Raw genomic sequence first — 26,044 nt, forward strand, 5'->3', positions numbered from 1 at the left:
CGGCCCGGAGATCCCGGATTACGGGGTCCCCGGGCCGCCGCCCGAGGCCATCACCTGCCCTTCGGGACTGGCGGGTTGGGCGATGGTGGGGTGTGACCTGTCACGAGGACGGGTTACTTGACGACGCCCAGGGAGACGTAGTCGTAACGGCCGTTGTACGCCGCGGTGGAGTAGGCGTTCGTCAGCCGCGAGCTGCGCCAGGTGAAGTTCTTCTCGTAGATGAACGGCATCTGGACGGCGAGGTCCGCGACCGCGTGGTTCATCTGCTCGTAGATCTCACCGGCCTTCTCGGCGTCCGTCTCCTTCAGAGCGTCGTCGAAGAACTTGTTGATCTTCGGGTCGTTCGTCTCGGAGACGTTGTAGTTGCCGTTCGGGACGATGAAGCGGCCGTCGACGAGCGGCTGGGAGAAGCCCTGGCCGGTCGGGAAGTCCGGGCCCCAGCCCGTCATGACCAGACCCAGGCCGCGCTTCTTGACGACGGCCGGCGAACCGGTGATGGAAGAGGACTCGGCGCCGTCGATCGGCTCGACCTCGGCCTTGATGCCGACCGCCTGAAGCGACTGCTGGAGCGCCTCGGCCGTCTGGACCTCACCCGGGTTGTTGCTGCGGGCGCTGATGACGGTCGAGAAGCCCTCGGGCTTGCCGCACTTCTTCAGCGCTTCCTTGGCCTTGGCGACGTCCGGCTTGCCGCCGCGGGCGAGGATGCCGTACGGGTCGTAGTCGTCCGCGCCCTTGATGGACTTGGGCAGCATGTTCGTGGCGATCTCGCCACCGGCGTCCGGGCCACCGCGGACCGTCTGCATCGACTTGTAGTCGGCGGCGTAGATGACGGCCTTGCGGCAGTCGACGTTGTCGAACGGCTTGACCTTGGTGGCGATGTCGACGTACCGGATGAAGCTGGTCTCGATGTTGTCGACGTTGTCCTTGTGCTGCTTGAGCGCCGTGGTGCGGCCCGACTGGGACATACCCGTGGCGTTCAGGTCGAGGTCGTACTCGCCCTTGATGAGCAGCTGGTCGATCGCCTCGATGTTGGAGTTGATCGTGACCGTGATCTTGTCCGGCAGGGCGGCGCGGATCGGGTCCGAGGCCTTCTGCCACTTGTCGTTGCGGACGAGGACGGCGCCCTTCTTGGGCGTGTACGACTCGAACTTGTACGGGCCGGAGGAGAACGGCTTGAGCTGGTACTTGGCTCCCGTGTCCTTCTCCTGCTTCACCGGGGAGCCGGCCGGCATGGCGAGCATCTGCTCGAAGTCACCGTTGGGTGTCGCCAGGTTGAAGACGATGGTCTTGTCGTCCGGGGTCTCGATGGCCTTCAGGCCGAGCTTGTCCGGGGACTTGTCCTTGTACGGGCCCTTGTACTCGTTCTTGGGGTCGAGGACCTGGCGCAGGTAGGACGGGCCGCCGGTGATGACGTCCGTGGCCCAGATGCGCTCGATGCCGTACTTGATGTCCTTGGAGGTGATCGGCGTGCCGTCCTCCCAGGTGATCCCGTCGCGCAGCTCGTAGGTGTAGGTCTTGCCGCCGTTTGTGACCTTGCCGTTCGCCTTGGCGAGGTCGGGGACCAGCTCGGCGCCGGCCGCGCCCGGCTTCGGCGCGTAGGAGACCAGCTGGCGCGCGTAGAAGCGGGAGAAGTCCCAGGCCATGCCGTAGTACTGGCGCTGGGGGTCGGTGGAGTCGAAGTCCTGCTTGCCGATGAACTTCAGCGTGCCGCCCTTCTTGGCGGACGCGTTGGCGATGCCCTTGACCGCGGCGTTGTAGCCGGCGGCCTTGCCACCGTTGTCCTTGTCCTTGGAACCACCGCCACCGCACGCCGCGGTGGCCGTGAGAGCGGCGACCACCAGCGCCGCGCCGGCGATCCGCCGGGTCCTCGACGAACGAAGGGGAGTCATTGTTCCTGCAACCTCCGGATAAGCGCGGTTCTTGGCGGAACGCCGGGGAACCATCGGGGAGCCGCCTGACCTCTGTGGCAGGGGCACGTTCGGTTGTCCGCGGCCGGACGGCGCCGCGGGGTAGGTGGCGGTCAACGGGTGCCCTTGGGGTCCAACGCGTCCCGCACGCCGTCCCCGAAGAGGTTGAAGGCCAGCACCGTCACGAAGATCGCCAGACCGGGCACGACCATGAAGGTCGGGTCGGACTGGTAGGTGTCCACGGCGGTGGAGAGCATCTGCCCCCAGGAGGCGGTCGGCGGCTTCACGCCTGCCCCGAGGAAGCTGAGCGCCGCCTCGGTGAGGATGTTCGTGGGGATCATCAGGGTGGTGTAGACGGTGATCGGGGCGACCAGGTTGGGCAGCAGCTCCTTGAACAGCACGTACCGCCGGCCGGCCCCGAGACTGCGGGCAGCCTCCACGTACTCCTTCTCGCGCAGGGACAGGGTCTGTCCGCGCACGATGCGGCCGACATAGGGCCAGCCGAAGAAGCCGATGACCGCGACGAGGATCGCGATGCGGACGTTGCTGCCGGTCAGTCCGAGCAGGTCGTTGGGGAGCACCGAGACCAGGGAGATGATGAAGAGCAGCTGCGGGAAGGCCAGCAGCATGTCCATCACCCGGCTGATGATCGAGTCGATCCAGCCACCGAAGTAGCCGGCGACGATACCGAAGACGGTGCCGAGCATGACCGCGACGAGTGCGGCGAGGAACGCGACGAGCAGGGAGATCCGGGCGCCGTAGACGATCCGGCTGAAGACATCGCGCCCGTTGCCGGGCTCAACTCCCAGGAGGAATTCGGAACTGATGCCTCCGAAGGCTTCCTTGGGCGTACCGAACAGCGGGTCGATCTCGTCCTGGTGGAACTCGTTCGGGGGGTGGCCCAGCAGGTCGACGATCAACGGCGCGAAGATCGCCACGAGTACGAGGAAGACGACGACCACGCCGCCGGCCAGCGCCAGCTTGTCCCGCTTGAGACGGGACCAGGCGATCTGTCGCAGTGACCGACCCTCGACCGACTTCTCGACTACATCCGCCGCGACACCGTCGGTCGCGACCTCGTCCGCGTCCGTGGCCGTGTCGTGCAATGGTGCCGTCATCGTGGTGGGGACCCCTCTCGGCCGGAGGTGACCGGCCCGTACCCGCCGCTGTAGCGGCATTTTTCACAACATGTGGTGCACGTGGTGCTTTTGGTACGAGAAGTACGTATGAAGCGCGCCGTACACGGGGGTGAATCTCCCCTTGCTGCGGGAGTCTTCAACGCCTTGGCGATCACCCGCCAGACCCGACGGGGAATGGTTGCTCAAACGTGATGCATGGCAGAGGGTTCCGTTATACGGACAGTGTCGATACATCAGCGGAACGCCATCTGACCCGTAGCGGACAAAAGTTGAAAGAGTTTCATCAGGTGGACAACGCCACCCAAACGACCGCAAGGGTCGATGAGGGATGACGCCCAGGACTACGCCCGTGGATTCACAGGCGATATACCGTATTGCGCCATTGAATTGAGGCCGAGAAAGGTCACTGGACGCCCGGCGGCGGGTAACCGTAGCCGCCGCCCGGAGCCTGGGCGCCGCCGTGCGCCTCACGGTCGTAGAAGGGCCGGGCGTTCGCCCGCATCCACATCGTCACCGGGTCGTACTCGTCGGACATCGCGACCGTGGAGACCGGCAGCCCGTCGGGGACGGCGCCGATCGACTGCTGCATCATCGCCCGCGCCGCGTCGACCGCCTGGCGCCCGGAGTCGTACAGGTCGAGGCCGATGGCGAGGTACGCGGCCCCGACCGCCGGCTGTACCCAGGCGCGGCGCAGGGAGCGGACGACCGGCGTGCGGTGCGCGTTCTGCGTGAGCAGTGCGTAGAACTGGGGAATCTCCACCGCCGGGTCCGACAGCCGCAGCGGCCCCGCGGGCATCCGGTCGAGTCCGGTGGCGATACGGCGCAGATCGAGCCACGGGATGCCGACGCCGCCGCCCGGGGCGTGCGGATTGAGCCAGATACCCCAGCGCTCGGGATACAGGGCGCGGGCGATGTCGCGGCCGGTGACGACCTCGTGCGCGCGGCTCCAGCCGGAGACGGCGAGCTCCTGCGCGGAGGTCACACAGGGCGCGTAGCCGACGCCGTCGACCTCCATGTTTCCGTACTGGGCGTCGGGTGCGCCGGGCTGCCCGTGCCACAGCAGCATCCAGATCCGGCCGCCGGCCGGGTCGGCGAGGGCGTGCAGCAGTGCCTCGTACGCGTCGTAGCGCCCCGGAGTCACCTGGCGCAGCATGTGCTCGACCTGCCCGGTCGCCGCGGTGCCTGACGCGCTCACCTGGATTCCGCCCCTCGTTCGATCCGTACCCGTGCCCGAGTGGTCCGCCCCCTGTCAGGGGACCTCCGGCCAGGTCATCAAACCAGCTTAAACGGGAGTCCTGGCACCGACTTGACTTCTACACGTGATGTCGTTGGTAGAAGGGCCGTACGCGCTCCAGCATCCAGTCGGCCACGGGGTCCTGCGCAACGTCCAGCAGGACGATATTGACCGGCCAGGGCACCTGGGCGCGGCCGAGCGCGCGGCCGAGCGCGTCCATGGGCGCGTTGTGGTCGGCGGCCTCCCAGGAGGAGAGCTGGACACCGATGAACAGGGCCGGCCGCTCGCCCTCGACGGAGGCGAGGGCCCGACGTGCGGTGGCCACGACGCCGACGGCCTCGAATTCCCCGGCCGCCGCCGCGAGGAAGTCGACGGGCTCCTCCTGCCAGTCCGGCTCGAAGAGCCGCACCCGGCCGCCCGAGGCGGGCCTTGCCCCATGGCCTTCGGCAGGGGAGGTGCCCCCACGCGGCGTGCGGCCCACGCGGCACAGTTCGGCGACCGCCGGCGGCGGGAGCGGGGCGCCGACGGTGCCGCCGGGGTTGACGGCGATGCCGAGCTGCGGCGGCAGGCCACGGGCGAATTCCCGCGCGGGGGCGACGGTGAAGGACATGTGGGAGCCCACGAGGGCGAGGAACTGCTGCTCGGAGCTGAAGACGGGGACGTAGGGGGCGCCGTCGATGTCCATGGTGGGGAGATCGAGGCTCGGGCTTTCGGGCCCACCGCCGTTGGGCAGGGGGACCCAGACGTGGCTGCGCCCGAGCACCTCGACGAGGCGGGCTCCGGCGGAGGGCACGCCGACGGAGGCGGCCAGGGTCTCCTCCAGCTCGTTGCCGGGCCAGCCGCGGTACGGATTCTCCATGCGCTCGTCTCTTCCTCCCCGGGGCGGGCCCCGGCACCTGCGTGGTCGCGGCGACGACTCTAGTGGTGGTGGGGGCAGGCCGCGGCGCGGGGGCTCTTCCCCGGAGCCGGGGGCTCGGCCCCGGCCCCCTCCGGATGGTCGCGGGGCCGCCGGCCGGGGTGCGCTGCGGTAGCCGCTCGCGGCTGGGCGGGGCCCGGCTCAACCGGACGGGGAGCGGGGCCCGGGCAACACATCGCGCAACCGGTTCGGCGGACCACAACCAGCCCCGCCGTCGTTCGAGGCGCGGGCACGGGGGAGCGCGCCGATCCTCACGGGAGCGCGGTACAAGCAGCCGGCCCCTCCGGTGAGCGCATCCATCCTCAGACCAGGGGCACAGACAGTCGGCGCTTCCGGCGAGCGCATCCATCCTGACGAGACCGCGGGCACAGACAACCGGCCCCTTGCCGGCGCGGCCATCCTCACGAGAACTCGGATAAAAAAAGCGACCGGGCCCCTGCGGCCGGCGCGCCCGCGCTCACGACAGCGCGGTACAGGCGGCAGGCGCTCCGGTAGGCGCGGCACAGGACAGCCGACCCCTCCGGCCGGCGCGCCCGCGCTCCCGACAGCGCGGCACGGGCGATCGGCGCCTCCGGCAGGCACGACATCGACGGCCCGGGTCTCCGGGTCAGCTCGCCGTGAAGCCCAGCACCCGCAGCGTCCCCGCAGCGTCGCGGTCCAGCAGGACCGCCGAGGCGCAGCCCCGTGGCAGACGGCCCGATTCCGCGTCGGCGATCAGGCGGCCCACCGCCCGGCGGTGGCGGGCGAAGGCGTAGCCCGAGACGCCGCGGCCCCGCTCGCGCTGGCCCTCTCGTGCCACCCGGGGCGGCACGTCCAGCAGCACCAGATGGAGCGAGGCTCTGCGTCGCCGCGCCTCCCGCGCGAGCCAGCGCCGCACCCACGCCTGCGTACCACAGTCGTGCACGACGACGCTCTCCCCGGAACGCAGGGCTCGCCACAGTCCCACGTAGTGCGCGATCCGCACGAAGGGGCGGTAGACGGCGTACGGCACGAGGCGGGGCGTGCGCGCGTCCCACAGGTCACGGGTGTCCTGCGAGTCGATCCCGCGGCCGGTCACCGCACGCTTCATCAGCGTGGTCTTGCCGCTCCCTGGCAGCCCTGAGACGACGACCACGTCACCGGCCGCGAACACCAGGGCCCGCGGGCTGTGGCCCGCACGGTCCCGCAGGTCTCGCAGCACGGACGCGGGCGCCCCGAGCAGATCACGGACGGGGACGCCCTGCTGGACGGGCATCCCCGCGGCCGTGGCGGCGTATGCGCCGGACCGCTGCAACATCATCACCCTCCCCCAAGTCGGGTCACCCCCACCCTTTCCCATGAAGTGTAAAGAACTGGTAATACGGGACAACCGACTTTGCCACGGTCCGCGCGCCCCACAGTCGCCGCAGGCATGCGATGATGTGCGCGCCAACTGCATACCGGCCGCTTGAATCCGCGCGGGAGAGTCCCGTCACCTGGTGTGACGGGCGCCGAAGGAGCAAGTTCCTCCCTTGAATCTCTCAGGCCCCGTACCGCGTGCGATGAGGCAGATCTGAAAAGCGAGTCGCTCGAACGGCTCCACCCAAGGTGCAAACCGCGACCATCCATACGCACGGTCGCGGCGAACCTCTCAGGTTCCGATGACAGATGGGGAGGATTGTCCTCGCAGCCATGCCCTGGGAGCCATACCTATGAGCAATGCCCCCCGCCGTACATCCCTCCCGTCGCCCGCCACCGCCCTATCCGAAGGCGCTTCGCGCCGCACTCCTCTCCTGGCCCTGCATCGTTCGCTGGGCGCGACCATGACCGACTTCGCCGGCTGGGACATGCCGCTGCGTTACGCCAGTGAGCGTGACGAGCACAACGCCGTGCGCACGACGGCCGGCCTCTTCGACCTCTCGCACATGGGCGAGATCACCGTCACGGGCCCGCAGGCCGTGGACGCCCTCGACTACGCGCTCGTCGGCAACATCGGCACTGTGGGCCTCGGCCGGGCCCGCTACACGATGATCTGCCAGGAGGACGGCGGCATCGTCGACGACCTGATCGTCTATCGCCTGGACGAGACCGAGTACATGGTCGTCGCCAACGCGGGCAACGCGCAGATCGTCCTGGACGCGCTCACCGCGCGTGCGGCCGGTTTCGACGCGGAGGTACGCGACGACCGTGACGCGTACGCGCTGATCGCGGTGCAGGGCCCCGAGTCCCCCGGCATCCTCGCGTCGCTCACCGACGCGGACCTCGACGGCCTGAAGTACTACGCGGGCCTGCCGGGCACCGTCGCGGGCGTCCCGGCCCTGATCGCCCGTACGGGCTACACCGGCGAGGACGGTTTCGAGCTGTTCGTCGAGCCGCAGTACGCCGAGAAGCTGTGGCAGGCGCTCACCGAGGCGGGCGCCCCGGCCGGCCTGATCCCGTGCGGACTGTCCTGCCGCGACACGCTGCGGCTGGAGGCGGGCATGCCGCTGTACGGGCACGAGCTGACCACCGCGCTCACCCCGTTCGACGCGGGTCTGGGCCGGGTCGTGAAGTTCGAGAAGGACGGCGACTTCGTCGGCCGTGAGGCGCTGCGGGCAGCGGCCGAGCGCGCCGAGACGGCGCCGCCGCGGGGGCTCGTCGGGCTGATCGCCGAGGGCCGCCGCGTCCCGCGCGCCGGAATGGACGTGGTCGCCGGCGGCCGGGTCATCGGCACGGTCACGTCGGGCGCGCCGAGCCCGACCCTCGGCAAGCCGATCGCCATGGCGTACGTGGACGCCGCCCACGCCGCGCCGGGCACGCCGGGCGTCGGCGTCGACATCCGCGGCACGCACGAGCCGTACGAGGTCGTGGCGCTGCCGTTCTACAAGCGCCAGAAGTGATCGCCCGCACCCTCTCTTCGTTCACCACCACTCCCCCGCGTACAGGAGAATTCTGGTCATGAGCAACCCCCAGCAGCTGCGCTACAGCAAGGAGCACGAGTGGCTGTCGGCCGCCGAGGACGGCGTGTCGACGGTCGGCATCACGGAGCACGCGGCCAACGCGCTCGGTGACGTGGTGTACGTCCAGCTTCCCGAGGTCGGTGACACGGTGACCGCGGGCGAGACCTGCGGCGAGCTGGAGTCCACCAAGTCGGTCAGCGATCTGTACTCCCCGGTCAGCGGTGAGGTCACCGCGGCCAACGAGGACGTCGTCAACGACCCGTCGCTGGTGAACTCCGCGCCCTTCGAGGGCGGTTGGCTGTTCAAGGTGCGCGTCGCCGAGGAGCCGAAGGACCTGCTCTCCGCCGACGAGTACACCGATTTCGCGGGCTGACCCAAGACCTTAGGGACCGAGTGATGTCGCTTCTCAACACCCCTCTTCATGAGCTGGACCCGGATGTCGCCGCCGCGGTCGACGCCGAGCTCCACCGCCAGCAGTCCACCCTCGAGATGATCGCGTCGGAGAACTTCGCTCCGGTCGCGGTCATGGAGGCCCAGGGCTCCGTCCTCACCAACAAGTACGCCGAGGGCTACCCCGGCCGCCGCTACTACGGCGGCTGCGAGCACGTCGACGTGGTCGAGCAGATCGCCATCGACCGCATCAAGGCGCTGTTCGGCGCCGAGCACGCCAACGTGCAGCCCCACTCCGGCGCGCAGGCCAACGCCGCCGCCATGTTCGCGCTGCTGAAGCCGGGCGACACGATCATGGGCCTGAACCTCGCCCACGGCGGTCACCTGACCCACGGCATGAAGATCAACTTCTCGGGCAAGCTCTACAACGTCGTCGCCTACCACGTGGACGACGCCACCGGCCAGGTCGACATGGCCGAGGTCGAAAAGCTCGCCAAGGAGTCCAAGCCGAAGCTCATCGTCGCCGGCTGGTCGGCCTACCCCCGACAGCTGGACTTCGCCGCCTTCCGGCGGATCGCCGACGAGGTCGGCGCGTACCTGATGGTCGACATGGCCCACTTCGCGGGCCTGGTCGCCGCGGGCCTGCACCCCAACCCCGTCCCGCACGCCCACGTGGTCACCACCACCACGCACAAGACCCTCGGCGGTCCGCGCGGCGGTGTGATCCTGTCCACGGCCGAGCTCGCCAAGAAGATCAACTCTGCGGTCTTCCCCGGCCAGCAGGGCGGACCGCTGGAGCATGTCATCGCGGCCAAGGCGGTCTCCTTCAAGATCGCCGCCTCCGAGGAGTTCAAGGAGCGCCAGCAGCGCACCCTGGACGGCGCCCGCATCCTCGCCGAGCGCCTCGTCCAGCCGGACGTCACCGAGCACGGCGTCTCCGTACTGTCCGGCGGCACCGACGTCCACCTCGTCCTGGTCGACCTGCGCAACAGCGAGCTCGACGGACAGCAGGCCGAGGACCGCCTCCACGAGGTCGGCATCACCGTCAACCGCAACGCCATCCCCAACGACCCGCGACCGCCGATGGTCACCTCGGGTCTGCGGATCGGCACGCCGGCCCTCGCCACCCGCGGCTTCACCACCGAGGACTTCACCGAGGTCGCCGACATCATCGCCGAGGCGCTGAAGCCGTCGTACGACGTGACGGCGCTGCGCGCCCGGGTGACCGCCCTGGCCGCGAAGCACCCGCTCTACCCCGGACTGTGACGGATCTCCCGTAACAGCCCGGAGCGAAACAAAAGGGGCACCGCGCACACTGGACCGTGGGCGCGGTGCCCCGCACCACGTAAGCACCACGTTTCACGCATTGCCTCTGCACCACCCGGCAGACAACGGCGTCTACCACCCACAAGGAGTTCTCCGTGGCCCTCTCGGTCTTCGACCTGTTCTCGATCGGCATCGGCCCGTCCAGCTCCCACACGGTGGGCCCGATGCGCGCGGCCCGGATGTTCGCCCGGCGGCTCAAGAACGAGGGCCTGCTGGCCCACACCGCCTCGATACGGGCCGAGCTGTACGGCTCGCTCGGCGCGACCGGCCACGGCCACGGCACCCCGAAGGCGGTGCTGCTCGGCCTGGCGGGCAACTCTCCGCGCACGGTCGACGTCGAGAGCGCCGACGACCGGGTCGAGCAGATCAAGGCGGAGAAGCGCATCAGTCTGCTCGGCATGCACGAGATCGGCTTCGACTTCGATACGGACCTGGTCCTGCACCGCCGCAAGGCGCTGCCCTACCACGCCAACGGCATGACGCTGTGGGCGTACGACACCGACGGCACCGCCCTGCTGGAGAAGACGTACTACTCGGTCGGCGGCGGCTTCGTCGTCGACGAGGACGCGGTCGGCGAGGACCGGATCAAGCTCGACGACACCGTCCTGAAGCACCCCTTCCGCACCGGTGACGAGCTGCTGCGCCTCACCCGGGAAACCGGTCTGTCGATCTCCGCGCTCATGCTGGAGAACGAGAAGGCCTGGCGCACCGAGGAGGAGATCCGCGAGGGCCTGCTGGAGATCTGGCGGGTGATGCAGGCGTGCGTGTCCCGCGGCATGTCCCGCGAGGGCATCCTGCCCGGCGGGCTGAAGGTCCGCCGCCGCGCGGCCACTACGGCCCGCAAGCTGCGCTCCGAGGGCGACCCGCAGGCGCTCGCGATGGAGTGGATCACGCTCTACGCGATGGCCGTGAACGAGGAGAACGCCGCGGGCGGCCGCGTCGTCACCGCGCCGACCAACGGCGCGGCGGGGATCATCCCGGCAGTGCTGCACTACTACGTGAACTTCGTCCCCGGGGCCGACGAGGAAGGCATCGTCGACTTCCTGCTCGCGGCCGGCGCGATCGGCATGCTCTTCAAGGAGAACGCCTCGATCTCCGGCGCCGAGGTCGGCTGCCAGGGCGAGGTCGGCTCCGCCTGCTCGATGGCGGCGGGCGCGCTGGCCGAGGTCCTCGGGGGCTCCCCGGAGCAGGTCGAGAACGCCGCGGAGATCGGCATGGAGCACAATCTGGGCCTCACCTGCGACCCGGTCGGCGGCCTCGTCCAGATCCCGTGCATCGAGCGCAACGGCATGGCCGCGGTCAAGGCGGTCACCGCGGCCCGCATGGCGATGCGCGGCGATGGCACCCACAAGGTCTCCCTCGACAAGGTCATCAAGACCATGAAGGACACCGGGGCTGACATGTCGGTGAAGTACAAGGAGACGGCGCGCGGGGGCCTCGCGGTCAACATCATCGAGTGCTGAGCGAGCGGCCAGGGCATACGGGCGGCCCCCGGCGGAAAACGCCAGGGGCCGCCCGTATGTCCCGCTGCGTCAGGCCTTGTTCAGGTGGGACCAGAACTCGTCGAACGACAGGAGCTTGTCCTTGTCGGTGTCCTGCGCGGCGATCACGGCCTCGGCGACCGACTCGGTGACGTTCCAGTCGCCCATCTGAGCCATCGCCGTCTTGTACTCGGCCGCAGTGATGAAGCCGTCGCCGTCCGCGTCGTACCGATCGAACGCCTTGCGTGCTGCCTCGATGTCCGCCACCGGTCCACCCCTTCTTGGTGCATTACTGACGGGGGTCAGATTATCGGCCCACATGGCGGATCATGGACGGGAGCCCGGACGGCGGGCACGGGGAGGCGAGTTGAGCGGAACACTGGCGGAGATCCTCACAGCAGCGGCCGAGGGGCGGTTCCCGCCGCCGGACGGCTGCGTGACGGTGGTCGGGCAGCCGGTCGCCCGGGACGCGGGCGTAGTGGCCTTCACCGCCCACTCGGTGGTCTTCACGGACGAGGATCCTGCCTGGGTACGGGAGCAGTTGGCCGCGACGGCGGCCGATCCGCTCGCGGCGGCGATGAACCCGGGGTTCCTGAGTGCCCTGATGACCCGCACCGGCCGCCGTATGGACACCATCGACCTGGTGACCGTCGCCGGCTCGCTGCCCGGTGCCCCCGGTCTCCGGCTGCGTGAGCTGGTGGACCCGGAGCATCCCCGCGTCGCTCGTGCGCTCAAGCGCCGCCAGGACGTGCGGGTGTGGGCCGCCGACGAAGGGGTGCTGATCCTCGGCCGCGGGGTGGCGGGCCGCTGGGAGGCGTCGGTCGAGGTCGACGAGGAGGCGCGCGGAAAGGGCCTCGGCCAGGCACTGGCGCGTGCCGCCCGGCATCTGGTGCCGGGGCCGGTGGTGTGGTCGCAGCAGGCGCCGGGCAACGCCCGCAGCGTACGGGCGTTCCAGGCGGCCGGGTACCGGCCGGTCGGCTCGGAGGCGTTGCTCACGGCACATTGAACGCGCACAGGGCCAGGGCGCGTTGCTCACCGCCTATCGAGGACACACAGGGCTCCGCCCCGGGCCTTGCGCGCCCGGGGTGGACGGGTCGGCGAGGGCTCAGCCGCGCCAGGGCCGGTAGTGCGGGTTGTCCAGGCACTCGTTCATGATCTCGGTCCTGGTCTGCTTGTCGACGGGGCATGCGCCGACGACGAACCGGCGGGCGACTCCGCCGGGGAACGCCACCTCGACCTGGTCGGCCCATGTGTGGGTGTCGCCGATGGTCTCGTTGACGTCGATGCCGCCCGGGGCGTCGATGTAGTAGTTCCAGGCGCTCTTCCACTGCTTGTACAGGTCATGGTCGTAGGTCGCGGAGACGAACGGGGAGGGCTGGTTGACCAGTACGTACTTCGCGAGGTCGTACTGGCCGTACAGCGGCGCCCTGGGGTGGAAGCCCTGTTCGAAGACGATCTCGGGGCCGCGGTTGTCCGCCCGGTAGAGCTGCTCGCAACTCGTGCGGTAGGCAGGCCGTTCGGGCGTGATCCGGCCGGTGTCGACGCTGCGGTCGGCGGCGGCGAAGAGCTTGTCCTGGACGACCGGACACGTGGCGGCGGCGAGCGCGGCGGCCGCGGGTACTGCGGCCTTGGCCGCGGGTGCCGGGGAGGCGGCGGTGGAGGCGGCCGCCGGGGCGAGGGCGGCGGTGAGCGACAGGGCGACGACAGCGGCCCGACGCCGCAGACGAGAGGTGATCATAAAGGGCAGCTTCCCGCCCACGCGGCGGCGGGCCGTGCAATGTCACCCGCTCCGGGGCGAGTTGTGCGCCGTTCTACCGAAAGACGCCGGTGTGGCCGAGGGAGTATCGGCCGGGCTGGGGGTAGACCGCGAGCCCGTGGGGGCCGCTGCCGACCGGGATACGGGCGATCTGCTTGCCGGTCCGCGTGTCGATGGCGTAGACCTCTGCGTCGTAACGCCCGGACAGCCACAGCACCTTGCCGTCGGCGGAGACGCCGCCCATGTCCGGGCTGCCGCCGTCCGACAGCCACCACTTCCTGGTCAGCTTGTTGTGGGCGAAGTCGAAGACGGAGATCGATCCCTCGCCGCGGTTGGGGATGTACATCTCCTTGGAGTCCCGGCTGATGTAGAGACCGTGGGCTCCCTTGCCGGTGGGCATCAGCTTGGGCTCGGTGAACTTCTCGCCGTCGAGCACCCACACGCCATGCGCGATCATGTCGGCGATGTAGAAGGTCTTGCCGTCCGGGGAGAGCTTCACATCCTGCGGCATGGCGCCCTTGAACGGCAGCCGCTGCCGGCCGACGACCTTCATCTTCTCCGTGTCGACCTTGAGCAGTTCGGCGGAGAACTCGCAGGAGACGATGAAGTACCTGCCGTCGGCGGAGAAGTCGGTGTGGTTGACGCCGTAGCAGGAGACGGGCTCGGTGTGCTTGCGCTCCATGGTGTGCGGGTCGAGGAAGACCAGCTCGCGGTCGAGACTGGCCATGACGACGGCGTACTTGCCGTTGGGCGTGAAGTAGAGGTTGTACGGGTCGTGGACGTCGACCGGCTTGCCCGCCTTGCCGGTGGCCGGGTCGATCGGGGTGAGCGTGTGGCCGCGGTTGTTGTTGACCCAGAGCGTCTTGAGGTCCCAGGACGGGACGACGTGCTGCGGCTGCACGCCGACCGCAATGGTGTCGATGACCTTGTACGTCTCGGGGTCGATGACCGAGACGGTGTTGGAGTTGGTGTTGGGGACGTAGACCCGGGAGGGGAAGTCCTTGACGACCGGCGAGAGCATGCCCGGCCGGTCGGCCGCGTAGATGTCCTTCGGATCCTGGACCGGCGGCATGCCGGGCAGTCCGGCCGGGGTGGCCACGATCTTCTTCGGCCGGCCGGACGGGGCAGCCTGCTCGGTGCCGCGCGCCCCGGTCTTCTCTCCGCCCGAGCCGCAGCCGGCGAGGAGGGCGAGGAGGGCGCCCGCGAGGAGCGCCGTGGTCCGCTGGGTGAGGGAGGTCGTCGGATGCATCAGCTCAGCAGCTCCGTGGTGGTCACCGCACGCGGTCCGCGGCGGTCGAGTTCGTCGAGAAGTGCGGACATGGCGGTGAGTCGACGTAGCGGCACGGTGATCGCCGCGAGGACGACGCCGGGGCGGCCGGCCGCCGAACTGCCATCGCACCGAACAACGAGCGCGCGCATCCCGCGGCGAGGATTCCGGAGGCGGGCGCACCCGCCCCGGCGCGCAGGAGGCTGCGGCGGTCGATCGGGGTCACGGAAATGCACAGTAAGGGCGGAAAGGACGAAAGATAACGATTGACCCCAGTTACTTCGCTTGCGGGTCGCCCGACCCATAAGCCCCATCACATGATCGACCGATGAAACACTCGCCCCAGCCGATACTTCTTCAATGATTGCCAGGCAGAAACCCAATTACAGCTAAGATTTAGGGACGAAAGATCCCCGTTGATCCCTCTAGCCCCCATATGGGCTTTTGGCGATAGGGCGTCCGCCTGTCATAGTCGAGGACACGACCCCATTGACCCGGGCCAGGTCGTCGTCAGCTGCCGTGGATACACCCCCCGGTCCGCGGCGCTCCACACAGAAGCCCCCAGGCGCCGCACGACGGCACACGGGGGCTTCTGTGCGTCGCCTCAGCGGTCGACGACCCGCATCTCGAACCACGTGGTCTTGCCGCGCGGCAGCAGGTCGACGCCCCAGCGGTCGGAGAGCGTGTCGACGAGGAACAGACCGCGTCCGCTGGTGTCCATCTCGTGCACCGGCATCAGACAGGGCAGACCGCGCGAGGGATCGCGGACCTCGACCCGGATCCAGCCGCGGCGGCGCAGCATCCGCAGACCGAAGACACGTGCCCCGGTGTGGCGCACCGCATTGCCCACCAGTTCCGAGACGAGCAGCACCGCGTGCTCACAGGTCTGGGCCGGCAGCGCCCAGTGACGCAGCACCACACACTGGGTGAGCCGTCGCGCGGTGCCCGCGGATTCGGGCCGGGACGGCAGCCGGACCTCCCCCTCCGTCGGATCGCCGTACAACTCCAGTGCCTTGAGCGCCTGTTCGTCGTCCACGGCCGGAGTCCACCGAGCGGCGGTCGCACCAGCGCGCTGCCGCGGTTGTCCTACACCCTCCAGGCCCGCCATGCATCCATCATGGCCGCAAAGGGCCGCCCCCGTGGCCGTTCCACGGGAATAGGCCCCCCGGAATCATTCCTTCCGGGGGGTCGTTCGGCATATGCCACTGACCTGGTGCGGTCATCACTACCGCACCCGAGCTGCACCGATGCCACTCGCAGGGTTGTCCTCGGGTGCGATGGAGGACGATCCGTCCGCAATCGTCGCCCGGTGGGGGCGACCCGGCGCACGCGATTGACGCGCGGCGCGGAGCCGCTCCCTTTGCCCCAACTCTCCGTCGATCAAAGGAACTTGGCCTTCCCCGGGCCCTCCTCGACGAAGCTGCGCATGCCGCGCTCGCGGTCCTCGGTGGCGAACAGGCCGGCGAACCAGTTCCGTTCGATCGCGAGGCCCGTCTCGATGTCCGTCTCCAGGCCCGCGTCCACCGACTCCTTCGCCGCACGCAGCGCCAGCGCCGGGCCCTTGGCGAGCTTCGCCGCCCAGGCGCGGGCCTGCTCGTAGACCTCGGCGGCCGGGACGACCCGGTCGACCAGGCCCAGGGTGAGGGCTTCGTCCGCGGCGACCATCCGACCGGTGAAGATCAGGTCCTTGGCGCGGGACGGGCCGATCAGCCGGGACAACCGCTGCGTGCCGCCGGCGCCCGGGATGAGACCGAGCAGGATCTCGGGCTGGCCGAGCTTGGCGTTCTCCGCCGCGATCCGGTAGTCGGCGCAGAGCGCGAGCTCGCAGCCGCCGCCGAGGGCGTAGCCGGTGACAGCGGCGACGACGGGCTTGGGGATACGGGCGACGGCGGTGAAGGACTCCTGCAGGCCACGGGAGCGCACGATCATCGCCATGTGGTCCATCACCTGCATCTCCTTGATGTCCGCGCCCGCCGCGAACACCTTCTCGCCGCCGTAGAGGATCACGGCTCGGACGTCCTCGCGCCGGGTCGCCTCTTCGGCGAGCTCGCGCAGGCGGTCCTGCACGGCGATGTCGAGGGCGTTCATCGGGGGGCGGTCCAGGCGGATGGTGCCGACGCCTTCGGAGACTTCGAGGGAAACGGTCATGGAGGGAAGGTTAGCCGCCGTTAACGACAGGGGACCCGGTGCTGTTGCTCACAGCACCGGGTCCCCTGGGGTGCGTGTTACTTGATCCACTCCGACCAGGGCATGTTCCAGCCGTTCAGCCCGTTCTCCGGGGCGATCTGCTTGTCCTTGGAGTTCTTCACGATCACCACGTCGCCGATGATCGAGTTGTTGTACAGCCAGGCGGCCGGGGTGCCGTTGTCGTACGCACCGCGCACATCGCGCAGGCCGACGCAGCCGTGGCTGACGTTCGCCGAGCCGAACGTGCCCGAGGAGGCCCAGTAGTTGCCGTGGATGAACGTGCCCGAGGTGGACAGGCGCATCGCGTGCGGCACGTCCTTGATGTCGTACTCGCCGCCGAAGCCGACGGTGGCGCCGTTCATCCGGGTCACCTTGTACTTCTCGCTGATGACCATCTGCCCGTTGTAGGTGGTGGTCGACGGCGCACCCGCGGTGATCGGGATGTTCTTGATCTCCTTGCCGTCACGCACGACCCTCATGGTGTGCGCGGCCGCGTCGACCGTGGAGACCTGCGAGCGGCCCACGGTGAACGAGAACGTCTTGACCTGCTTGCCGTACACACCCGGCCGGCCCTCGACGCCGTCCAGGTTGAGCTTCACGGTCACCTTGGTCCCCGCGGCCCAGTACTTCTCCGGGCGGAAGTCGAGGCGGTCGTTGCCGAACCAGTGGCCCTCGATCGGCACGGACGGCTCGGCGGTGACCTTGATGGCCTGCTCCACGGCCTCCGGGTCGGTGATGCCCCGGGTGAAGTTGATGGACACCGGCATGCCGACGCCGGCGGTCGAACCGTCCTCCGGCGTGTAGTGGCCGATGAAGGTGTTCTGCGGAACGAGTGTGGTGAAGGTGGTGTCCTTGGCCGACTCACGGCCCTCGGCATCCTTGGCGACCGCGTGCACCTTGTACTTGGTCGAGCCCGCCAGGTGCTGCATCGGCTCCCAGCTCGCGCCGTCGCCGGAGATCTTCCCGTCGATCCTCGTGCCCTTGTCGTCCTGCACGGTGACCGTTGTCAGCTTGCCGCCGGAGGCGGTGACCTTGAGCGCTCCGCTCGTGGCGACGGCATCCGCGCCGTCCTTGGGCGCGATGGTCACCACGGCCTTCGACGCCGCGTTGTCGACCGACCCGCCGCCCTTGTTGCCGGGACCTGCCTCGCCGCCCTTGCCGGAGCCCCCGCCCCCACAGGCCGTCAGCGCCAGCAACGCGCCCAGCGCCAGCGCGCACATCCGGGCGCCCCCGCGACCGTACTGTCGCCGGCCTGCTCCGGCCGATGCCCCCGATATCGGCTGCCCGTTCATGGTGTTGTTCTCCCCTCAGCACGGCCTGGCCCCGCCGCAGCCGCGCACCCCCGCGCACCTCACGCGCGCACGCAGCCAGAAAATCACACCGCAGGTCACCAAATGTCCCTGCGAATGTCACCGTTCAGTCCCAACGTGTCCATCGGAGGAAGTGGGGAAACGGCTGGCAGGGGTGGCGGACGGCGTACCGGTCGGAGGGCGCGGATCAGCCCGGGGCGGACCGGCCCGGAGTGCCGGATCGGTGCCGGGGTGCCGGTGGTGCCGGATCGGTGCCGTGGTGCCGGATCGGTGCCGTGGAGTGAGAGGAGATCAGTTCAGGGCGGAACCCGCCTGCCATTGCTGCCAGTCGAGGTTCCAACCGCCGAGGCCGTTGTCGGGAGCGACCGTCCTGTCCTTGGAGTTGACCACCTCGACCACGTCGCCGATCAGGGTGCGGTCGAAGAACCAGCCCGCCGGGGACTGACTGCTGCCGCCCTTGTCGTCGCGCAGGCCCACACAGCCGTGGCTGACGTTCGCCGAGCCGAACGTCTCCGGCGCGGCCCAGTAGTTGCCGTGCAGGAACGTGCCCGAGGTCGTCAGCCGGATCGCGTGCGGCACGTCCTTGATGTCGTACTCGCCCTTGCCGTCCTTCGTGGTGAAGCCGACCGTCGCGCCGTTCATCCGCGTCACGTCGAACATCTCCGTGACGACCATCTTCCCGTTGTACGTCGTCGTCTTCGGCGCGCCCGCCGTGATCGGCACGGTCGCCAGCAGCGCTCCGTCCCGCACGACCCTCATGGTGTGCGCCGCCGCGTCGACCGTGGAGACCTGGGAACGGCCCACGGTGAAGGCGATCGTCTTGTGCTGGATGCCGTACACGCCGGGCGCGGCCTCCACGTCCCGCAGCCGCATGCGGACGGTGACCTTCGTGCCGGGCTTCCAGTATTCACGCGGCCGGAAGTCGAGCCGCCCCCCGCCGAACCAGTGTCCGGCGACCTCGACCGGGGGGTCCGAGGTGACACGGATGGCGCGCTCGACAGCGGCGCGGTTCTCGATCGCCCGGTTGAAGGTGAAGGAGACGATCATTCCGGTGCCCACCGTCGAACGGTTCTCCGGTTTCACGTACCCGATGAAGCGGTGCTCGGGAACCGCTGTGGTGAACGTCGTGTGACGTGCCATGCGGCGCCCGCGCCCGTCCACGGCGACGACGTCGACGCTGTACTTGGCGGCGAGGCCCAGCCGGATCCCCTCGGCCGGCATCCAGCGCAGACCGTCCTTCGAGACCGAGCCGGGTACCTCGGTGGGGCCCGCGGCCTCGACCTGGGTGACCTTCACCCGCTCCAGCCGGCCGCTGGGCAGCTTGACCACCAGCCGCGCGTCGGGACTGACCCCCCGGGCGCCGTCCTCGGGCGTCACCCGGATCATGTCCTTGGGCGCCCGCGGTTTGCTGTCGATGTCGAAGGTCCCGCCGGTGCAGCCGGCGAGCCCCGCGACGAGTCCTGCCCCGGCCACGGCGAGGGCCGCACACCGCCCTGCCCGCTTCAGTACATGTCTCACGTACCGCCCAACGACGGGCCCCCTGTGTGGGCAACGTGGAGGCGGGGCGATGTTGGGAGGAGTGCCGGGCGGGCAGAAATGGTGAAAGGACCATACGAGGCCGTCGTGGAAGGGACGCCGTGGCGGCCTGGTGGGCTGTCCGGGCGTGCTCCGCCGGACGGCCGCTCGCCGGGAGGAATCCTTCCGGCAGGCCCGACGAGCCGCGGGAGGCCGACAGGTGTCGAGCGCAGCCGAGCAGGAGACGGTGGACGAAGGAGTGCGGGGGGCCCCGCCGCGAGCGCCGTCGGCGGCGGGCACGCAGGGTCGTCGTCCGGCGGTGCGTGCCGCGCTCGCGTGGCCGGGGACGCCGACTCCCCTGGGGGCGCGTTACCGCGTGGGGCCCGACGGAGTCGCGGGGACCAACTTCGCGCTGTGGGCCGGCGGGGCCGAGGCGGTCGAGCTGTGCCTGTTCGACGGCCTCGGCCCCTCGGCCGCCGAGACGCGGGTGCCGCTGACCGAGCTGACGCATGAGATCTGGCACGGCTTCGTGCCGGGCGTGGGGCCCGGCACGCGTTACGGCTACCGGGTGCACGGCCGCTGGGACCCGTGGACCGGAGCACGCTGGAATCCCGCGAAGCTGCTGCTCGATCCGTACGCCCGCGCGGTGGACGGGGACTACGCCGACCTCGGACTGCCGCCGGAGGTGTACGGGCACGTCCGGGACTGGCCGCAGCAGCATGTCGCCGACACGGTGCGCGACGACCGGGACTCGGCGCCGTTCGTGCCCAAGGGTGTCGTGGTCCACGACGACGCCGACGGCGACGAGTGGATGGACGACCGCAGGCCGAAGACCCCGTGGGCGGACTCGGTCATCTATGAGGTGCACGTGCGTGGCTTCACCCGGCTGCACCCCGGCATTCCCGAGGAGCTGCGGGGTACGTACGCGGGCCTCGCGCACCCCGCCGCGATCGAGCATCTGGTGGGGCTCGGGGTGACAGCGGTGGAACTGCTGCCCGTGCATCAATTCGCGCACGAGGACCACCTGCTGCGGCGGGGGCTCGTCAACTACTGGGGCTACAACTCCATCGGCTACTTCGCCCCGCACGGCGCGTACGCGGCGTCCGGCACGGCAGGTCAGCAGGTCGGTGAGTTCAAGCGGATGGTGCGCGCCCTGCACGCCGCCGGGATCGAGGTCGTCCTCGACGTGGTCTACAACCACACGGCGGAGGCGGGCGAGCTGGGGCCGATGCTGTCGCTGCGCGGCATCGACAACCGCGGCTACTACCGCCTCCAGGCGGACGCCCGGCGGTATGCGGACTACACGGGATGCGGCAACACCCTGCATGTGGTGCAGCCCCATGTGCTGCGGCTGATCACCGACTCACTGCGGTACTGGGTCACCGAGATGGGTGTCGACGGCTTCCGCTTCGACCTGGCGGCGGCCCTCGCCCGCTCCATGCACGACGTCGACATGCTGTCCCCCTTCCTCGCCGTCATCGCCCAGGACCCGGTGCTACGGCGGGTGAAGCTGATCGCCGAGCCGTGGGACGTCGGCAACGGCGGCTATCAGGTGGGCGCCTTCCCCCCGCTGTGGACGGAGTGGAACGACCGCTACCGCGACGCCGTACGGGACTTCTGGCGCGGGACGCTGCCCGATGTACGGGATCTCGGCTACCGGCTGTCCGGCTCCAGCGATCTGTACGCCTGGGGCGGGCGCCGCCCGTACGCGTCGATCAACTTCGTCACCGCGCACGACGGTTTCACCCTGCGCGACCTGGTCAGTTACCAGCACAAGCACAACGAGGCCAACGGTGAGGGCAACCGGGACGGCACCCACGACAACCGGTCGTGGAACTGCGGCGCCGAGGGCGAGACGGACGACCCGGGGATCAACGCGCTGCGCCGCAGGCAGATGCGCAACCTGCTCACCACGCTGCTGCTGTCGACCGGGGTGCCGATGCTGGTGGCGGGTGACGAGATGGGCCGCACACAGGGCGGCAGCAACAACGCCTACTGCCAGGACAACGAGGTCAGCTGGGTGGACTGGTCGCTGCCGGAGCAGGAGACCGGGCGCGGGCTGCTGGAGCTGACCCGGCGGCTGCTCGCGCTGCGCCACACCCATCCGGTGCTGCGGCGGCGTGCCTTCTTCTCGGGCCGGCCGCAGGCACCGGACGGGCTGCGGGACCTGGCGTGGTTCACCCCGCAGGGCACGGAGATGAACGAGGGCGACTGGTACGCGCCGTCCGCGACGCTCGCGCTCTACCTGTCCGGTCGCGACATTCCCGGGCGGGACGCACGGGGGGCGCAGGTGACGGACGACAGTTTCCTGATGATCCTGCATGCGGCGGCGGAGCCGGTGGACTTCCGGCTGCCGGGGCCGCCGTGGGCCCAGGCGTACGAACTGGTGGTCGACACCTCGAGGGAGGAGCAGGCGCGGGCGCCGGGGACGGTGCACGAGGGGGGTGCCGTGGTCAGGATGCCCGCCCGCTGCGTACTGCTGCTGCGTGTGCGGACCTGATACGGGCCTCGCACGTGCCGCATACCGGCCTTCGGGTGAACGTCTCCCGGGCGCTCCCCCGGTGGCCGGAAAACCACATGAGGACTGTCAGTGGTGAACCGTAGGCTCGCACCTGATGCCCACCTCACCCGTCGCCCCCGGTCCTTCGTCCGAGCGATCCGCCGTACGCTCGCTGCTGCGGCTGTGGCCCTATGTGCGGCCCGTGCGCACCCGCCTGTTCAGCGCTGCGTTCGTCGCGATTGTGGCCTCCTGTCTGAGCCTTGTCATCCCACTGGTCCTCAAGTGGATCGTGGACGGCCCGGTGGCGGGCAGCGATCCGGGCGGGGTGTGGCTCGGGGCGCTTGTGCTGCTGCTCCTCGGCGTCGCGGAGGCCGCTCTGTTCGGCTTCCGGCGGTGGCTGGTGGCCCGGCCGCTCGCCGGGGTGGAGGCGGCGATGCGCGCCGATCTCTTCCGGCATCTGCAGCGCCTGCCGGTCGCCTTCCACGACCGGTGGGCCTCGGGGCAGCTGCTCTCCAGGGGCACGACGGACCTGATGCTGCTTCGGATGTTCCTGGCCTTCCCGCTGACGTTCCTGCTCGTCAACGGGACGACGATCCTGGTCGGTTTCGTGCTCCTGCTGGACCAGGAGTGGACGCTCGGTCTGGTGCTGCTCGCGCCGGTGGTGCCGCTCGTCGTCGCGTGCAATCTCTTCGAGAAGAGGTATGCGCTGGTCGCCCGCCGGGCGCAGGACCAGGTCGGCGACCTGACGACGGTCGTGGAGGAGAGCGTCCTCGGCATCCGTGTCGTCAAGGGCTTCGGCCGGCACCGCAGTCAGGCCGAGGCGTTCCGGGCACTGTCGGAGCGGCTGCGCGGCACGGAGCTGGGCAAGGCCCGGCTGCTCGGCGGCATCTGGGCGATCATCACGGTCGTCCCGGAACTGGCGATCGGCGCGGCCCTCGTGCTGGGCACCGTCCAGGTCGCGGACGGCAGGCTGTCGGCGGGCACGCTGGTGGCGTTCCTGTCGACCGCGCTGGCGCTGCGCTGGCCGGTGGAGTCGATCGGCTTCCTGCTGGCGATGAGCCAGGAGGCGGCCACCGCGGCGGACCGGTACTTCGAGGTGCTGGACGCCCCCGAGGAGCGGGAGACGGCCGACGACGCGCGGCGCGCTGCGGCAGGGGAGGGCGGACTGCGCTTCGAGGGCGTCGAGTTCCGCTACCCGGACGCCCCGGAGGACGTCGCCCCCGTCCTCGCCCGGGTGGACCTGCATGTGCGTCCCGGCGAGACGATGGCGCTCGTCGGCGGCACCGGCAGCGGCAAGACCACGCTCACGGCACTGGTGCCGCGGCTCTACGACGTCACCGCCGGACGCATCACGCTCGACGGCCGGGACATCACCTCGCTGCCCCGGGAACGGCTGCGCGAGCTGGTGTCCGTGGCCTTCGAGGAGCCGACACTGTTCTCGGCGAGCGTCGGGGAGAACGTGCTGATGGGCGCACATGACGCGACGGACGCCGACCTGCGGCGCTCCCTGGACATCGCGCAGGCGGGCTTCGTCGACGACCTGCCGCACGGCGCCCGCACGCAGGTCGGCGAGCAGGGTCTGAGCCTGTCCGGCGGTCAGCGCCAGCGGCTGGCGCTGGCGCGCGCGGTCGTCGGGCGGCCCCGCTTCCTGGTGCTCGACGACCCCCTCTCGGCGCTCGACGTGCACACCGAGACGCTGGTGGAGGCGGCGCTGCGCCGGGTCCTTCAGGACACCACGGCCCTGGTGGTGGCGCACCGCCCGTCGACGGTCATGCTCGCCGACCGGGTGGCGCTGCTGTCCGGCGGCCGGATCGCGGCGGTGGGCACGCACCACGATCTGCTGCGGACCAACGCGGAGTACGCCTGGCTGATGTCGGGCACCGGAAGGCCTGACGGCCCAGGGGATGCGGAGGACGCGGGGGAGCCGAACGCTCCGGAGACGACCGCCGGGGCGGGCGCACCGGCCCGGAGAAGCGCCACAGGCGCGGAAGGGAGGGCCCGGTGACCACGGGTTCGACAACGGGCCCGACCCAGGACCCGACGCCGGGCCCGGGCCCGACCCCGGCGACCGGTTCGGCGACCCGTCCGATGACCGACCCGGCGGCGGGCCCGGCGCACGCCCCACGGGTCGGCCCGGCCCGGCACCCGACGGCCGATCCCGCAGCCGACCCAGCCGGGGAACCGGCCGCAGGGCCGCCGCGCGACCCATGCGCTGGTCCGGCCGTCGGCCCGGCCCACGGCCGGACGACCGATCCGGTGGCGCTCCCGGCGGGCGGGCCCGCCGACGGGGCCGCCCCGGGCGCCACCGCCACCGCTGCCACCGCCACCGCCACCGCCACCACCACCGCCACCGCCACCGGCAGCGGCGACACCGCGGGGCGCGGCTTCGGGGCCGACGGGAAGCCGGTGCAGCCCCTCGGGGTGGACGACCCGTTCGACCGGGACGCCCTGCCCGCGTCCAAGGGCGCGACCGGGGCCCTGCTGCGTTCGCTGCTCGCGCCCCTCCGGGCGCGCGTGGTGCTCGCCGCGGTCCTTCTGCTGCTCCAGCAGGCGACCGTCCAGGCGGGTCCGCTGCTCGTCGCGTACGCCATCGACCACGGCGTGCCCGCCTTCCGGGCGGACGACCACCGCCCGCTGATCGCCGTCGGCGCCGGATACGCACTGTGCGCGCTTGCGGCCGGCTTCCTCCAATACGGCTTCATCCGCGCGTCCGCCCGCGTCAACCAGGACGTGCTGCTCGATCTGCGGGGCCGTATCTTCCGCCATGCCCAGGCGCTGAGCGTGGACTTCCACGAGCGCTACACCTCCGGCCGCCTGATCTCCCGGTCGACCACGGACGTCGAGTCCCTGCGGGAGCTGCTGAGCGAGGGGCTGCAGGAACTGATCGGCGTCGTTCTCGCGTTCGTCTTCATCTCGGCCATGCTGCTCTGGCTGGACGTGGGACTCGGCGGGATCGCGGTGCTCTCGTTCGTGCCGCTGTACCTGCTGGGGCGGCTCTACCAGCGGCGTGCGAAGTCGGTGTTCATGGCGCGGTCGACGGCGATCGCCGCGGTCATCGTGAAGTTCGCCGAGACGATGAACGGCATCCGTCCCGTTCGCGCCTTCCGCCGGGAGCGGGCCAACGACGACGCCTTCCGCGTGCTGAACGACCGCCATGCGCGCCGCAACGGCGACGCCCTGCTGGAGATGGCCCGCTATGTGGTGGGTTCGCGGCTCGTGGCCAACACCGCGGTGGCCGGGATCGTGCTGTGGGGCGCCTACCGGGTCGCGTCCGGGACACTGGCGCTGGGTGTGCTGGCGGCGGCGGTGCTGTACCTGCGGCGGCTGTACGACCCGATCGACCGGCTCGCGATGTTTCTCAACTCCTACCAGTCGGCGGCCGCCTCGCTGGAGAAGATCGCCGGGCTGCTGGCGCAGGTCCCGTCCGTTCCGGAGCCGGCGCGGCCGCGTGAGCTGCCGGTGCGCGACGGCGGCCGTCCCGGCCGGGAGGTCGTCTTCGAGCGGGTCGGCTTCGGCTACCGCACCGGTGGCGAAGTGCTGCCGCCCTTCGATCTGACGATCCCGGCCGGGCAGACGGTCGCCGTCGTCGGCTCGACAGGCGCGGGCAAGTCGACCCTGGCCAAGCTGCTGGCCCGGTTCTACGACCCGACGCACGGCCGGGTGCTCCTCGACGGGACGGATCTGCGGGACCTGGCCGTGCCGGAGCTGCGCCGCGGGGTCGTGATGGTGACACAGGAGGCGTTCCTGTTCTCCGGCACGGTCGCGGAGAACATCGCGATCGGCCGGCCCGACGCCGGCCGCGCGGAGATCGAGCAGGCGGCGAAGGCCATCGGGGCGCACGACTTCGTCACCGCGCTGCCCGAGGGCTACGACACCGATGTGCGCAAGCGGGGCGGGCGCATCTCCGCGGGTCAGCGCCAGTTGGTGGCCTTCGCCCGTGCACTGCTCGCCGACCCGGCGGTGCTGATCCTGGACGAGGCGACGAGTTCGCTGGACATCCCCGGGGAGCGGGCGGTGCAGCGGGCGATGGCCACCGTGCTGGAGGGGCGCACGGCCGTGGTGATCGCGCACCGGCTGTCGACGGTGGAGATCGCGGACCGGGTGCTGGTGATGGAGCGGGGGCGGATCGTCGAGGACGGGTCGCCTGCCGAACTGATCGGTGGCGAGGGCCGTTTCGCGGGTCTGCACAAGGCGTGGCACGAGAGTGTGGTGGGCTGAC

Annotated in this window: 21 protein-coding genes and 1 riboswitch; of the genes, 8 read left to right on the forward strand and 13 right to left on the reverse strand. The window is 70.4% G+C overall.

The annotated features are described in order from the left end of the window. Window positions 1-113: 113 nt before the first annotated feature. From ACH5AF_RS11060 to ACH5AF_RS11080, 5 genes are all read right to left on the reverse strand, one after another. Window positions 114-1,889, reverse strand: a complete 1,776-nt coding sequence (locus ACH5AF_RS11060) for an ABC transporter substrate-binding protein (protein WP_398901253.1) — start codon at window positions 1,887-1,889, stop codon at window positions 114-116. 131 nt (window positions 1,890-2,020) lie between these two features. Beyond that, window positions 2,021-3,025 (reverse strand): ABC transporter permease, encoded by a 1,005-nt coding sequence (locus ACH5AF_RS11065; RefSeq protein ID WP_398901254.1) that lies wholly within the window; start codon window positions 3,023-3,025, stop codon window positions 2,021-2,023. 424 nt (window positions 3,026-3,449) lie between these two features. Beyond that, the gene (locus ACH5AF_RS11070) at window positions 3,450-4,241 is read right to left on the reverse strand and encodes an enhanced serine sensitivity protein SseB C-terminal domain-containing protein (protein WP_398901255.1); all 792 of its coding nucleotides are present in this window, start codon (window positions 4,239-4,241) and stop codon (window positions 3,450-3,452) included. A gap of 118 nt (window positions 4,242-4,359) precedes the next feature. Next, window positions 4,360-5,139 (reverse strand): enhanced serine sensitivity protein SseB, encoded by a 780-nt coding sequence (locus tag ACH5AF_RS11075; protein ID WP_398901256.1) that lies wholly within the window; start codon window positions 5,137-5,139, stop codon window positions 4,360-4,362. Window positions 5,140-5,803: 664 nt separating this feature from the next. After that, entirely contained in the window at window positions 5,804-6,475 is a 672-nt protein-coding gene (locus ACH5AF_RS11080) for an AAA family ATPase (RefSeq protein WP_398901257.1), read from the reverse strand. Window positions 6,476-6,623: 148 nt separating this feature from the next. Continuing rightward, window positions 6,624-6,720: riboswitch (glycine riboswitch) on the forward strand. Between the two features lie 146 nt (window positions 6,721-6,866). On the opposite strand from ACH5AF_RS11080, the gene gcvT reads away from it, so the two are divergent. The 4 genes from gcvT to ACH5AF_RS11100 all read left to right on the forward strand — a co-directional run bounded on the left by gcvT (window position 6,867) and on the right by ACH5AF_RS11100 (window position 11,272). Then, window positions 6,867-8,033, forward strand: a complete 1,167-nt coding sequence (gene gcvT / locus ACH5AF_RS11085; RefSeq protein ID WP_398901258.1) for a glycine cleavage system aminomethyltransferase GcvT — start codon at window positions 6,867-6,869, stop codon at window positions 8,031-8,033. Window positions 8,034-8,091: 58 nt separating this feature from the next. Next, a complete protein-coding gene (gene gcvH / locus ACH5AF_RS11090; RefSeq protein ID WP_398901259.1) occupies window positions 8,092-8,466 on the forward strand; it encodes a glycine cleavage system protein GcvH in 375 nt (124 codons plus the stop codon). Window positions 8,467-8,489: 23 nt separating this feature from the next. Further along, window positions 8,490-9,749, forward strand: coding sequence for a serine hydroxymethyltransferase (gene glyA / locus ACH5AF_RS11095; protein ID WP_398901260.1), 1,260 nt, complete (start codon window positions 8,490-8,492; stop codon window positions 9,747-9,749). 155 nt (window positions 9,750-9,904) lie between these two features. Continuing rightward, window positions 9,905-11,272: an L-serine ammonia-lyase gene (locus tag ACH5AF_RS11100; RefSeq protein WP_398901261.1), complete on the forward strand. Its 1,368-nt coding sequence runs from the start codon at window positions 9,905-9,907 to the stop codon at window positions 11,270-11,272. 69 nt (window positions 11,273-11,341) lie between these two features. Here the strand turns inward: ACH5AF_RS11100 and ACH5AF_RS11105 are convergent, their stop codons facing one another. Next, a complete protein-coding gene (locus tag ACH5AF_RS11105; RefSeq protein ID WP_398901262.1) occupies window positions 11,342-11,557 on the reverse strand; it encodes an EF-hand domain-containing protein in 216 nt (71 codons plus the stop codon). A gap of 52 nt (window positions 11,558-11,609) precedes the next feature. On the opposite strand from ACH5AF_RS11105, the gene ACH5AF_RS11110 reads away from it, so the two are divergent. Beyond that, window positions 11,610-12,296 carry a GNAT family N-acetyltransferase gene (locus ACH5AF_RS11110; RefSeq protein ID WP_398901263.1) on the forward strand — a complete coding sequence of 229 codons (687 nt, stop codon included), beginning with the start codon at window positions 11,610-11,612 and terminating at the stop codon, window positions 12,294-12,296. Between the two features lie 99 nt (window positions 12,297-12,395). Here the strand turns inward: ACH5AF_RS11110 and ACH5AF_RS11115 are convergent, their stop codons facing one another. From ACH5AF_RS11115 to ACH5AF_RS11145, 7 genes are all read right to left on the reverse strand, one after another. Continuing rightward, the gene (locus ACH5AF_RS11115; RefSeq protein WP_398901265.1) at window positions 12,396-13,028 is read right to left on the reverse strand and encodes an ADP-ribosyltransferase; all 633 of its coding nucleotides are present in this window, start codon (window positions 13,026-13,028) and stop codon (window positions 12,396-12,398) included. 73 nt (window positions 13,029-13,101) lie between these two features. Further along, the gene (locus tag ACH5AF_RS11120; protein ID WP_398901266.1) at window positions 13,102-14,295 is read right to left on the reverse strand and encodes a YncE family protein; all 1,194 of its coding nucleotides are present in this window, start codon (window positions 14,293-14,295) and stop codon (window positions 13,102-13,104) included. Next, a complete protein-coding gene (locus tag ACH5AF_RS11125; protein ID WP_398901267.1) occupies window positions 14,295-14,465 on the reverse strand; it encodes a hypothetical protein in 171 nt (56 codons plus the stop codon). Before ACH5AF_RS11125 ends, ACH5AF_RS11120 begins: the two co-directional genes overlap by 1 nt. A gap of 452 nt (window positions 14,466-14,917) precedes the next feature. Beyond that, complete coding sequence (locus ACH5AF_RS11130) at window positions 14,918-15,421, reverse strand: ATP-binding protein (RefSeq protein WP_398901268.1); 504 nt, start codon at window positions 15,419-15,421, stop codon at window positions 14,918-14,920. Window positions 15,422-15,693: 272 nt separating this feature from the next. Further along, window positions 15,694-16,461 (reverse strand): enoyl-CoA hydratase/isomerase family protein, encoded by a 768-nt coding sequence (locus ACH5AF_RS11135; protein ID WP_398901269.1) that lies wholly within the window; start codon window positions 16,459-16,461, stop codon window positions 15,694-15,696. 77 nt (window positions 16,462-16,538) lie between these two features. Continuing rightward, on the reverse strand, window positions 16,539-17,792 hold the full coding sequence (locus ACH5AF_RS11140; RefSeq protein ID WP_398901270.1) for an Ig-like domain-containing protein: 1,254 nt from the start codon (window positions 17,790-17,792) through the stop codon (window positions 16,539-16,541). Window positions 17,793-18,101: 309 nt separating this feature from the next. Next, the gene (locus ACH5AF_RS11145) at window positions 18,102-19,328 is read right to left on the reverse strand and encodes an Ig-like domain-containing protein (RefSeq protein WP_398901272.1); all 1,227 of its coding nucleotides are present in this window, start codon (window positions 19,326-19,328) and stop codon (window positions 18,102-18,104) included. Between the two features lie 217 nt (window positions 19,329-19,545). Here ACH5AF_RS11145 and glgX point away from each other — a divergent pair, with 217 nt between their 5' ends. The 3 genes from glgX (at window position 19,546) to ACH5AF_RS11160 (ending at window position 26,043) form a co-directional block, all read left to right on the forward strand. After that, on the forward strand, window positions 19,546-21,825 hold the full coding sequence (glgX, locus tag ACH5AF_RS11150; RefSeq protein WP_398901273.1) for a glycogen debranching protein GlgX: 2,280 nt from the start codon (window positions 19,546-19,548) through the stop codon (window positions 21,823-21,825). Window positions 21,826-21,940: 115 nt separating this feature from the next. Then, window positions 21,941-23,830 carry an ABC transporter ATP-binding protein gene (locus ACH5AF_RS11155; RefSeq protein ID WP_398901274.1) on the forward strand — a complete coding sequence of 630 codons (1,890 nt, stop codon included), beginning with the start codon at window positions 21,941-21,943 and terminating at the stop codon, window positions 23,828-23,830. 401 nt (window positions 23,831-24,231) lie between these two features. After that, on the forward strand, window positions 24,232-26,043 hold the full coding sequence (locus tag ACH5AF_RS11160; protein WP_398901467.1) for an ABC transporter ATP-binding protein: 1,812 nt from the start codon (window positions 24,232-24,234) through the stop codon (window positions 26,041-26,043). The last annotated feature ends 1 nt before the right edge of the window (window position 26,044 follow it).

It is taken from the genome of Streptomyces sp. NPDC018833 (assembly GCF_044390825.1).
Classification (GTDB): domain Bacteria; phylum Actinomycetota; class Actinomycetes; order Streptomycetales; family Streptomycetaceae; genus Streptomyces.

What these genes read in the sequence shown, in the direction of transcription:
- ACH5AF_RS11060 (WP_398901253.1), bottom strand. Translation starts at nt 1,889, where the DNA reads ATGACTCCCCTTCGTTCGTCGAGGACCCGGCGGATCGCCGGCGCGGCG.
- ACH5AF_RS11065 (WP_398901254.1), bottom strand. Translation starts at nt 3,025, where the DNA reads ATGACGGCACCATTGCACGACACGGCCACGGACGCGGACGAGGTCGCG.
- ACH5AF_RS11075 (WP_398901256.1), bottom strand. Translation starts at nt 5,139, where the DNA reads ATGGAGAATCCGTACCGCGGCTGGCCCGGCAACGAGCTGGAGGAGACC.
- ACH5AF_RS11080 (WP_398901257.1), bottom strand. Translation starts at nt 6,475, where the DNA reads ATGATGTTGCAGCGGTCCGGCGCATACGCCGCCACGGCCGCGGGGATG.
- gcvT (WP_398901258.1), top strand. Translation starts at nt 6,867, where the DNA reads ATGAGCAATGCCCCCCGCCGTACATCCCTCCCGTCGCCCGCCACCGCC.
- gcvH (WP_398901259.1), top strand. Translation starts at nt 8,092, where the DNA reads ATGAGCAACCCCCAGCAGCTGCGCTACAGCAAGGAGCACGAGTGGCTG.
- glyA (WP_398901260.1), top strand. Translation starts at nt 8,490, where the DNA reads ATGTCGCTTCTCAACACCCCTCTTCATGAGCTGGACCCGGATGTCGCC.
- ACH5AF_RS11110 (WP_398901263.1), top strand. Translation starts at nt 11,610, where the DNA reads ATGGCGGATCATGGACGGGAGCCCGGACGGCGGGCACGGGGAGGCGAG.
- ACH5AF_RS11115 (WP_398901265.1), bottom strand. Translation starts at nt 13,028, where the DNA reads ATGATCACCTCTCGTCTGCGGCGTCGGGCCGCTGTCGTCGCCCTGTCG.
- ACH5AF_RS11120 (WP_398901266.1), bottom strand. Translation starts at nt 14,295, where the DNA reads ATGCATCCGACGACCTCCCTCACCCAGCGGACCACGGCGCTCCTCGCG.
- ACH5AF_RS11125 (WP_398901267.1), bottom strand. Translation starts at nt 14,465, where the DNA reads ATGCGCGCGCTCGTTGTTCGGTGCGATGGCAGTTCGGCGGCCGGCCGC.
- ACH5AF_RS11130 (WP_398901268.1), bottom strand. Translation starts at nt 15,421, where the DNA reads ATGGCGGGCCTGGAGGGTGTAGGACAACCGCGGCAGCGCGCTGGTGCG.
- ACH5AF_RS11135 (WP_398901269.1), bottom strand. Translation starts at nt 16,461, where the DNA reads ATGACCGTTTCCCTCGAAGTCTCCGAAGGCGTCGGCACCATCCGCCTG.
- ACH5AF_RS11140 (WP_398901270.1), bottom strand. Translation starts at nt 17,792, where the DNA reads ATGAACGGGCAGCCGATATCGGGGGCATCGGCCGGAGCAGGCCGGCGA.
- ACH5AF_RS11155 (WP_398901274.1), top strand. Translation starts at nt 21,941, where the DNA reads ATGCCCACCTCACCCGTCGCCCCCGGTCCTTCGTCCGAGCGATCCGCC.